The 2767-nt window shown below is 65.1% G+C and carries 3 protein-coding genes; all 3 read left to right on the top strand.

Annotated elements, in window-relative coordinates:
- Positions 1–70 precede the first annotated feature (70 nt).
- Complete coding sequence (gene lspA, locus VD811_05680) at positions 71–553, top strand: signal peptidase II (GenBank protein ID HXV20466.1); 483 nt, start codon at positions 71–73, stop codon at positions 551–553.
- 187 nt (positions 554–740) lie between these two features.
- Positions 741–2432 (top strand): CHASE2 domain-containing protein, encoded by a 1692-nt coding sequence (locus tag VD811_05675; protein HXV20465.1) that lies wholly within the window; start codon positions 741–743, stop codon positions 2430–2432.
- The coding region (locus tag VD811_05670; protein HXV20464.1) for an SH3 domain-containing protein at positions 2429–2767 on the top strand (339 nt) is incomplete at its 3' end. The genes VD811_05675 and VD811_05670, both read left to right, overlap by 4 nt.

Raw genomic sequence — 2767 nt, 5'->3', positions numbered from 1 at the left:
GAGGAAAACCTATTGCCTCGGGCCTTAGGCCTCGGGCCTCGGGCCTCTTGCCTGCCTTTTTGGAGTTTCCGTGCCCTTTCGTTACCGTCTTTTGCTGATCGTCTCCGCCGTCATCCTGGTTCTCGACCAGGCGACCAAGCTCTACATCGACCACCGCTTCACCCTCTACGAGTCGGTGACGGTGATCCAGAACTTCTTCCACATCACCTACGTGCGCAACAAGGGGGCGGCCTTCGGCATCCTGTCCGACAGCGCCATCCGCGTCCCCTTCTTCATCACCGTCGCCACGCTCGCCGCCCTCGGCATCCTCTGGTACCTGCGCCAGCTGCGCGAAGACCAGCGCCTGCTCCATTTTGCCCTCTCCCTGGTCTTCGCCGGCGCCGTCGGCAACCTGATCGACCGCATCCGCCTCGGCGAGGTCATCGATTTTCTCGACGTCCACTGGTACCAATATCACTGGCCCGCCTTCAACGTCGCCGATTCGGCGATCACTGTCGGTGTCGGCCTGCTGCTGCTCGACCTCTGGCGCGAGGAACGGCGTAAGAAGGTTTAAAAAGTAGGAAATAACTTATGAAAGGCGGTTTGATGAGCGGACCGCCATACAGGTAAAGGGGTCTGCACCTCGGCGTGCAAACCCCTTTTTTGTCCATCATCAGGGACGCAGCCATCGGGACGTGCGACCCGGGTTATACTAAAGACAAAAAGCTGTGCCTTCGGGCACGACCGAACGAAGAGGACCCATGGCAAGATTGCTATCCAGGTTTCGCCGCGCAACGATTCTGGCCGGTGACCGGCTCGGTGTGCGGCTGCAAAGGAACTTCTACCTCTACGTCGCCACGCTCTTCACCCTGCTCGCCCTGGTCGACGCGGTTTCCTTCAACTACATAGTCGGCATGCGGCAGAAGGCCTTCGACCTGATGGTCCGCAACCGCCTGCACGTCGCCAAACCGGCCGCCGACATCGTCATCGTCGACATCGACGAGAAGTCGCTGGCGGCCATGGCCCCCGACTACGGACGCTGGCCCTGGCCCCGGCAGGTGCTGGCCGAATTCGTCGAAAAGATCGAAGCGCAGCAGCCCAGGGCCATCGTCTTCGACATCCTGTTCAGCGATGCGGACCTGTTCAATCCCGACTCCGACAGCTATTTTGACGCGGTGGTCGCCCAAACGCAGAACACCTGGTTCCCGCTGGTGCGCCTCGACCCGGCCCACGACGGCCAGAGCGCGCTCCGGGTGGCGCAGGTGCCCGGGGTGCGCCGGATAGGCAGCGAAGCGAGCGCCGATGCCACCATCGCCATGGTCCTGCCGCACTTTGCCGCGGTGCAGGTCTCGGGGCGGATGGGGTTCAACAACATCTGGCCGGATGCGGACGGCATCGTCCGCGCCTACACGCTGCGGCGGCATGAAAGCGGCTTCGAGCTGCCGTCCCTGCCGCTGGCCGTGGTGCGGGCGGAGCGGCCGCAGATCGAAGGGCCGGACGCCATGCTCATCAACTGGCGCGGCGAGCCCTTCAGCTACCCATACGTCAGCTTCGCCGACCTCTTCGCCGACCTGCAGAAGGAGCGGCCGGCGCGGCCGGCCGATGAATTCGCCGGCAAGATCGTCATCATCGGCTCCACCGCTCCCAGCCTCTTCGACATCAAGGCGACGGCGGTGAGCCGGCAGTTCCCGGGCGTCGAAATTCTCGCTACGGCCATCGACAACCTGCGGCGGGGGGACTGGCTGCGGGTGCCGCAGGCACGCCTCCCCTATCTGCTGGTGACCCTGGCCATCCTCTGGGCGACGGCCTGGGCCTTTTACCGCCACGGCGCCAGCAGCAGGCTCGACCGCTTCTACGGCCTGTCCCAGTTCCTGCTGATCGGCGTCGCCTACGCGGCGATCAACCTGGCCAATCTCTACATCAACCTCACCGGGCCGGTGATGTTCGGCTTCGTCTACTATTCGCTGGCCCGCTATTATGCCTTTGCTACCGCCCGCGCCCTGGACGACAGCGTGGTGGCGCGCCGGCAGCTCAGAGCCGGGGAAGCCAGGGGCTGCCTGCTCGCCCTGCGCTTCGCTGTGCCGACGCGGGAGGAGGCGTCCCTGGAGAAGCTGGCGGCGGCGCTGCAGGCGCGCTGCCGGCAGGCGCCCAGCGCCGAATGGCTGAGCGGCCGGCAGAAGGGATTGTGGCGGCTGTGCGAAAACATGCTGGTGCTCTGCTGGCTGTGCCGCGGCGATGACGACGAGGCGCGCTGGCAGGCGATCCGGCAGGAGGCCGAGGCACTCACCGCCGCCCTGCCGGAAATATTGAAGACCAAGGGGCTTGCCGACGCCCTGCCTTTCGATACAGTGGTTGTCAGCCGGGCCGAAGGTATCATCGGCAGCGACGATAGCCGGGACTGGCGGGCCCTGCTGGGCAAGGCGCTGCAGCAACACGAAGGAGTCCGATCATGATCAAGAAGAGTTTACTGGTGCTGGCCATGCTGCTGGCCATCCCTCTTGCCGGCGCCGCGGAAACCGCCCAGGTGAGCAAAAACGACAGCCTGCGCGAGAAACCGTTCGCCGATGCAAAAGTACTGACCAAACTCGCCACCGGACAGAAGGTAGACATCCTCAAGCGCGAAGGCGCCTGGTACCAGATCAAGGCTGCCGGCAAGACCGGCTGGGTCCGCATGCTGAGCGTGCGCCGCACCGGCCAGGCCGCGGCGGTGAGCGCCGGCAGCCTTTCGCAGGTCGCCTCGGGACGGGCCGGCACCGGCAAGATCGTCGCCACCACCGGCGTCCGCGGC

This window comes from Desulfuromonadales bacterium (assembly GCA_035620395.1).
GTDB lineage: Bacteria > Desulfobacterota > Desulfuromonadia > Desulfuromonadales > DASPGW01 > DASPGW01.
The sequence above is the reverse complement of the archived record's forward strand: the minus strand, read 5'-3'. Positions and strand labels throughout refer to the sequence as shown.